The sequence below is a fragment of the Gluconacetobacter aggeris genome (assembly GCF_014174395.1).
GTDB classification, from domain to species: Bacteria; Pseudomonadota; Alphaproteobacteria; order Acetobacterales; family Acetobacteraceae; genus Gluconacetobacter; species Gluconacetobacter aggeris.
The window spans coordinates 45,642-51,761 of record NZ_JABEQD010000019.1 but is presented as its reverse complement, the minus strand read 5'-3'; the positions used below and the strand labels follow the sequence as shown (position 1 = coordinate 51,761).

At 66.4% G+C, this 6,120-nt stretch carries 7 protein-coding genes; all 7 read left to right on the top strand.

Annotation, left to right across the window (positions count from 1 at the left end; all coding sequences use genetic code 11):
* The first annotated feature begins 153 nt into the window (after positions 1-153).
* Positions 154-897: a TlyA family RNA methyltransferase gene (locus tag HLH36_RS18115; protein ID WP_182987682.1), complete on the top strand. Its 744-nt coding sequence runs from the start codon at positions 154-156 to the stop codon at positions 895-897.
* A 93-nt stretch (positions 898-990) separates the two neighbouring features.
* Positions 991-2,208, top strand: coding sequence for a 23S rRNA (adenine(2503)-C(2))-methyltransferase RlmN (gene rlmN, locus HLH36_RS18110; protein WP_182987681.1), 1,218 nt, complete (start codon positions 991-993; stop codon positions 2,206-2,208).
* A gap of 140 nt (positions 2,209-2,348) precedes the next feature.
* Positions 2,349-3,578, top strand: coding sequence for an argininosuccinate synthase (locus HLH36_RS18105; RefSeq protein WP_182968448.1), 1,230 nt, complete (start codon positions 2,349-2,351; stop codon positions 3,576-3,578).
* Between the two features lie 48 nt (positions 3,579-3,626).
* Positions 3,627-4,118 (top strand): FKBP-type peptidyl-prolyl cis-trans isomerase, encoded by a 492-nt coding sequence (locus HLH36_RS18100; RefSeq protein ID WP_182987680.1) that lies wholly within the window; start codon positions 3,627-3,629, stop codon positions 4,116-4,118.
* 31 nt (positions 4,119-4,149) lie between these two features.
* Complete coding sequence (locus HLH36_RS18095) at positions 4,150-4,626, top strand: c-type cytochrome (protein ID WP_182987679.1); 477 nt, start codon at positions 4,150-4,152, stop codon at positions 4,624-4,626.
* A gap of 65 nt (positions 4,627-4,691) precedes the next feature.
* Positions 4,692-5,687, top strand: coding sequence for a tryptophan--tRNA ligase (trpS, locus tag HLH36_RS18090; protein WP_182987678.1), 996 nt, complete (start codon positions 4,692-4,694; stop codon positions 5,685-5,687).
* 13 nt (positions 5,688-5,700) lie between these two features.
* Positions 5,701-6,120 carry a secondary thiamine-phosphate synthase enzyme YjbQ gene (locus HLH36_RS18085; RefSeq protein WP_182987677.1) on the top strand — a complete coding sequence of 140 codons (420 nt, stop codon included), beginning with the start codon at positions 5,701-5,703 and terminating at the stop codon, positions 6,118-6,120.

Genomic DNA, 6,120 nt, shown 5'->3' with positions numbered 1-6,120 from the left:
CCCGATGACGCTGCCGGATCGCTTCATCGACCACAACACCCAGGACGCCCAGTATCGCGAGGCCGGGCTCGACGCCACCGCCATCGCAGCCACCGCCATGCACGCTCTGGGTGTGGCGTCGTCACAGCAGACGGCCTGATCCGGCGACAGGTCATGGCCAAGCAGCGCGCGGACCAGATGCTGGTCGACCGGGGCATGGTGGAAAGCCGTGCCCGCGCCCAGGCGCTGATCCTGGCCGGGGTGGTCTATTCGGGCGATCGGCGCGTGGCCAAGGCCGGCGAGCAATTGCCCGAGGACGCCCCGCTGCTGCTGAAGGGGCAGGATCATCCCTGGGTCTCGCGCGGCGGCGTCAAGCTGGCCCACGCGCTGGAGCATTTCGGCCTGGACCCGGCAGGCGCCGTGGCGCTGGATGTCGGGGCTTCGACCGGCGGCTTTACCGACGTGTTGCTGACGCACGGTGCCACACGGGTGTTCGCCGTCGATGTCGGGCATGGGCAACTGGCGTGGAAGCTGCGCAGCGACCCGCGCGTGGTGGTGCTGGAGAAATGCAACGCCCGCACGCTCGATGCCACGACCATCCCCGATCCGATCGATGTACTGGTCTGTGACGCCAGCTTCATCGGCCTGCGCACCGTCCTGCCCGCCGGGTTGGCATTGTGCCGGCCGGGTGCCTGGGCCGTTGCCCTGATCAAGCCGCAGTTCGAGGCCGGGCGCGAGGCCGTGGGCGCCAAAGGCGTGGTGCGCGACCCGGCGGTGCATGAGTCGGTCTGCGCCATGATCCGGGAATGGTGGTCCGCCCTGCCCGGCTGGACCGTACTCGGGGTCGAGCCCAGCCCGATCACCGGCCCCGAGGGCAACCGCGAATTCCTGATCGCCGCGCGGCGGGATGCAGAGTAATTCCCCTTTTTCCGTCTGGATGTGGTAGGCAGCGCGGATTCAGCCCATTCGCGCCGCGATAATACGTGGTGCCTGCCCGATGAGTAGCCGTTCATGACCGCCGTTTCCGCTCACGCGCCCCAGATCCCCGCAGAGACCGGCCTGGCCGCCTCGCTCACCGAGGTCGAGCGCCAGCGCATCCTGGCGAAATCGGCCCTGTTCGCCCCGCCGACCGGCATGCTGCCGGACGGGCGGCGTGACCTGGTCGGCCTGTCGCGCGAGGAACTGACCGAGGCGCTGGTGGAAATCGGCGAGAAGCCGTTCCGTACCAAGCAGCTCTGGCACTGGCTCTATCATCAGGGCGTGACCGATTTCTCGCGCATGAGTTCGATCGCCAAGCCGTTGCAGGCGAAGCTGGCCGAACGCTTCGTCATCGGCCGGCCGGAAGCCACCACGGTCCAGACTTCGAACGACGAGACCCGCAAGTTCCTGTTCCGTTTCCGCGACGGGCAGGAGGCCGAGACCGTCTATATCCCCGACCGGCGTGAGGATCGCGGCGCGGTCTGCATCTCGTCGCAGGTCGGCTGCACGCTGTCCTGCACCTTCTGCCATACCGGTACGCAGAAGCTGGTGCGCAACCTGGGCGCGGCCGAGATCGTCGGCCAGTTCATGGCGGCGCGCGACAGCTATGGCGAATGGCCCAGCCCCAGGGGCGAGACCCCGCGCCTGCTGTCGACCATCGTGCTGATGGGCATGGGCGAGCCGCTGTATAATTACGAAAATGTCGCCAAGGCGATGAAGATCATCATGGATGGCGAGGGCATCGGCCTGTCGCGCCGCCGTATCACGCTCTCCACCTCGGGCGTGGTGCCGATGATGGACCAGTGCGGGTCGGAACTGGGGATCAACCTCGCGATCTCGCTGCATGCCGTGCGCAACGACCTGCGCGACGAGATCGTGCCGCTGAACCGCAAATATCCGATCGAGGAACTGATCGCCGCCTGCCGCCGCTACCCCGCGGCCAGCAACGCCCGGCGCATCACGTTTGAATACATCATGCTACGCGGCGTGAATGACAGCGAAGCCGACGCCCGCGAACTGGTGCGGCTGATCGCCGGCATTCCGGCCAAGGTCAACCTCATCCCGTTCAACCCCTGGCCCGGCAGCGACTACCGGCCGTCGACGCGCGAGCAACTGGCCAAATTCGCTCAGATCGTGATGGATGCCGGCTTCGCCTCGCCCATCCGCATGCCACGCGGGCGCGACATCCTGGCCGCATGCGGGCAGTTGCGTACCGAAAGCCAGCGCGAACGGCGCAGCCTGCCGGCCTGATATCCAGCCGGGCGTGCCCCTGCATTTCAGGCGGCCCCCGCTGGCACCATCTTCCATCCGATGCTAGGAGGCGGGGATCAGGCGCCCCGCCGCCGGCACTCTTTCACCCTTTCAGATTCGACGACAGGAGATCCCGTTCCATGGCCGCAAAGGACGTCAAGAAGGTCGTGCTCGCCTATTCCGGCGGTCTCGATACGTCCGTCATTCTGCGCTGGCTGCAGACCACCTATGGCTGCGAGGTCGTGACCTTCACCGCCGACCTGGGCCAGGGCGAAGAGCTGGAGCCGGCGCGCAAGAAGGCCGAGATGTTCGGCGTGAAGGAGATCTTCGTCGAGGATCTGCGCGAGACCTTCGTGAAGGATTTCGTCTTTCCGATGTTCCGCGCCAACACGCTGTACGAGGGCCAGTATCTGCTGGGCACCTCGATCGCCCGCCCGCTGATCGCCCAGCGCCAGATCGAGATCGCCGAGGCGGTCGGCGCCGACGCCGTCGCCCATGGCGCGACCGGCAAGGGCAACGACCAGGTGCGCTTCGAGCTGGCCTATTACGCGCTGAAGCCCGACGTGACGGTGATCGCGCCCTGGCGCGAATGGGACCTGACCTCGCGCACCCGCCTGCTGGCCTTCGCCGAGGAACATCAGATCCCCATCGCCAAGGACAAGCGCGGCGAGGCCCCTTTCTCGGTCGATGCCAACCTCCTGCACTCCTCGTCGGAAGGCAAGCTGCTGGAAGACCCGGCCGAAGCGCCGGACGAGATCGTGTTCCAGCGCACCATCTCGCCTGAGGCCGCCCCGGATGTGGCGACCGAGATCGCGATCGATTTCGTCTCTGGCGATCCGGTGGCGCTGAACGGCGTGACCCTGTCGCCGGCCACGCTGCTGACGCGGCTGAACGAGCTGGGCAAGGCGAACGGTATCGGCCGCCTGGACCTGGTGGAGAACCGCTTCGTCGGCATGAAGTCGCGCGGCATCTACGAGACGCCGGGCGGCACCATCCTGCTGGCGGCGCATCGCAGCATGGAATCCATCACGCTGGACCGCGAGGCCGGGCACCTGAAGGACAGCCTGATGCCGCGTTATGCCGAGATCATCTATAACGGCTTCTGGTTCTCGCCCGAGCGCCGGATGCTCCAGGCCCTGATCGACGAGAGCCAGCATTCGGTAACCGGCCGCGTGCGGCTGAAGCTCTACAAGGGCAATGTGATCTGTGTGGGTCGCGAAAGCCCCAACAGCCTGTACGATACCCGCGTCGTCACCTTCGAGGATGACGAGGGCGCGTACAACCAGGCCGATGCCCAGGGCTTCATCAAGCTGAACGCGCTGCGCCTGCGCCTGGGGGCGCAGATCGGACGCCGGGGCGGCGCGCTGTAAGCGCGACGCCTCCTTCCCGCCCTTCCATTTCCGCCAAACCGAGGTGTCATGAAACGTCTGTCCCGCGTCACTTCCCTCCTCCTGGCTTCCGCGACCGCCCTGTCGCTGGCGGCGTGCGGCGCACGCCCCGAGGAATCCAAGCCGGACATGACGCCCGAGCAGTTCATGGCCAAGATCCGGGCCGAGCCCGGCGTGCAGAGCCTGCCCGACGGGCTGGCCTACAAGGTGCTGGAGAGCGGCCCCAAGGACGGACAGAGCCCCGCCCCCGGCGACGTGATGATGGTGATCTACGAAGGCCGCCTGCCCGAGGGCGGCATCTTCGACAGTTCCGACCAGCACGGCAAAGGCTCCTACATGCAGATGCCGCTGGATGGCGTCATCCAGGGCTGGATGGAGGCCCTGCCCAAGATGCATGTCGGCGATACCTGGATGCTGTATGTGCCGCCCGCGCTGGGCTACGGCCATCGGTCGATGGGCATCATCCCCGCCGACAGCCCGCTGATCTTCAAGATCCAGCTTCTGGGCGTCTCGAAGCAGTAAGCGTGGGAGCCGCGCTGGTGCGCAAAATCGCATGATATGGCGCGCGCGGTATTTCGCCCCCTTCGTCGCGGGCCTTCTGGGCCTGCTGGCGGTGGGGGGCTGTTCGCCGCATCGCAATCTCGGCCAGGCGCGCTACCGGACCAATTGCGGGATCTGCCATCACGGCGGCGAAGGCATGCTGGGGGAAATCCCGCCGCTGACCGGTCGCATCGACCAGATCGCCCGTACCCCGGAAGGGCGGCATTATCTGGTCGATGTGCTGCTGGGCGGACTGAATGGCCCGCTGGTCGCCAATGGCGGCCGGTATAATTTTTCCATGCCGTCGTTTCGCCGCCTTTCGGATATCGAGATCGCGGCAATCCTGACCTATCTGTCCGCCAGTGGCGGCCGGGCCGATCCGCCATCCTTCGCCGCGGGCGATGTCGCGGCACAGCGGGCCGCGTCTCTCGGTCCTTCCCGCGTGGCGGACGAACGGCAGGCGCTGGACCGCCTGCATCCCCTGCCCTGAAACCCGGATGTCGTGATCGACGACCGGCTTGACCGGATCGGGTCCGACGCCTGAAAAGAACCCTCATGCAACGCATATTCTCCGGCATTCAGCCGACCGGTATTCCGCAGTTGGGCAATTATCTGGGCGCGATCCGCAACTGGGTCGCGTTGCAGGCCGATCACGAGTGCATTTTCTGCCTCGTGGACCTGCATGCCATCACGGTGTGGCAGGAGCCGGAAGTCCTGCGCCAGCAGACTCTGGCCCAGACCGCCGTCCTGCTGGCTGCCGGCATCGACCCGAAGGCCCATATCCTGTTCAACCAGTCCGCCGTCAGCGCCCATGCGCGGATGGGCTGGATCTTCAACTGCGTGTCCCGCCTGGGTTGGCTGAACCGCATGACGCAGTTCAAGGACAAGGCGGGCAAGGACCGGGAGAACCATTCGGCGGGGCTGTACGTCTATCCCAACCTGATGGCCGCCGACATCCTGACATACAAGGCAACGCGGGTTCCGGTCGGTGACGACCAGCGCCAGCATCTGGAGCTGGCCAACGACATCGCCCAGAAATTCAACCATGATTACGGCGTCGAATTCTTCCCGGCGATCGAGGCGCTGATCCCGCCCGCCGCCGCGCGCATCATGAGCCTGCGCGACGGCACGAAGAAGATGTCCAAATCCGATCCCTCGGCCCAGAGCCGGATCGAGATGACCGACGACGCCGACACGATCGCGCTCAAGATCCGCCGCGCCAAGACCGACCCCGAGCCCCTGCCCACCGAACCGGCCGGCCTGCTGGACCGACCCGAGGCGCGCAATCTGGTCGATATCTATGCGGTACTGGCCGGCATTACGGCCGGCGAGGTGCTGGCACGCCATGGCGGCGAAGGGTTCGGACCGTTCAAGGCGGCGCTGACCGAGGTGCTGGTGCAGACGGTGGTCCCGATCGCCGACGAGACCAGGCGCCTGCTGAAAGCGCCGGACCATCTGCGCGCGGTGCTGCGTGACGGCGCCGGGCGGGCGGCGGAGATCGCCGAACCGATCGTCAGCGAGGCCGAACGCCTCGTCGGCTTTCTGAAATAGGAAAGGCGGCACCATGCGCCAGGCCCTGCATCGTCTCGACATCCCGACCCATGGCAAGGGGCTGGTGATATTTACCGATGCTGTCCGGCAATGGGTCGCGGATACCGGGATCGACACCGGGCTGCTGACGATCTGGTGCCGACATACCTCGGCATCGCTGACGGTGCAGGAGAACGCCGACCCGACGGTGCGTGAGGACATCAAACGCTTCTTCGAGGCACTGGTCCCCGAGGCGCCGGGCCGTTACGTCCATGACGATGAAGGGCCCGACGACATGCCCGCCCATCTGCGGAGCATGCTGACCCAGACCCAGCTTTCGATCCCGGTCGCCGACGGGCAACCGGTGCTGGGTATGTGGCAGGGGCTCTATCTGTTCGAGCACCGCCGCCAGCCCCACCGCCGGCAGCTTATCCTGCACCTGATCGGCGAATAA

What these genes read in the sequence shown, in the direction of transcription:
- HLH36_RS18115 (WP_182987682.1), top strand. Translation starts at nt 154, where the DNA reads ATGGCCAAGCAGCGCGCGGACCAGATGCTGGTCGACCGGGGCATGGTG.
- trpS (WP_182987678.1), top strand. Translation starts at nt 4,692, where the DNA reads ATGCAACGCATATTCTCCGGCATTCAGCCGACCGGTATTCCGCAGTTG.
- HLH36_RS18105 (WP_182968448.1), top strand. Translation starts at nt 2,349, where the DNA reads ATGGCCGCAAAGGACGTCAAGAAGGTCGTGCTCGCCTATTCCGGCGGT.
- rlmN (WP_182987681.1), top strand. Translation starts at nt 991, where the DNA reads ATGACCGCCGTTTCCGCTCACGCGCCCCAGATCCCCGCAGAGACCGGC.
- HLH36_RS18085 (WP_182987677.1), top strand. Translation starts at nt 5,701, where the DNA reads ATGCGCCAGGCCCTGCATCGTCTCGACATCCCGACCCATGGCAAGGGG.
- HLH36_RS18095 (WP_182987679.1), top strand. Translation starts at nt 4,150, where the DNA reads ATGATATGGCGCGCGCGGTATTTCGCCCCCTTCGTCGCGGGCCTTCTG.
- HLH36_RS18100 (WP_182987680.1), top strand. Translation starts at nt 3,627, where the DNA reads ATGAAACGTCTGTCCCGCGTCACTTCCCTCCTCCTGGCTTCCGCGACC.